General features: G+C 44.4%; 1 protein-coding gene. It reads left to right on the plus strand.

Translation table 11 applies throughout. The annotated features are described in order from the left end of the window. Nucleotides 1–13: 13 nt before the first annotated feature. Nucleotides 14–288: hypothetical protein (locus PZH32_RS13860; RefSeq protein ID WP_275208849.1), on the plus strand; the 275-nt coding region annotated here is incomplete at its 3' end.

Raw genomic sequence — 288 nt, forward strand, 5'->3', positions numbered from 1 at the left:
TACCGGAGGTCTTATGAAATATTCTCTTCTTTTCTCCCTTCTGTCTTTAATCGCCTGGAAATACGACTGCCTTTTCCCCGCAGGACTTTTCGGCCTTTTGGCGGGATTTCTTTTCTCTTTACTTTTCCGCCGGAAAATCCAGATTCTTGCTATAGGATATATCTCAGCAAGTATCCTGACAGTCATATTATTTCCTATAGAATTCTCTTTTGCCGCCATAGCCCGTATCGGTATCGCCTGGGCGGCGGCCATCACAGCACTTATGACGTTTCTTATTCTCTTTAGCCT

It is taken from the genome of Adlercreutzia equolifaciens (assembly GCF_029076695.1).
Classification (GTDB): domain Bacteria; phylum Actinomycetota; class Coriobacteriia; order Coriobacteriales; family Eggerthellaceae; genus Adlercreutzia; species Adlercreutzia equolifaciens_A.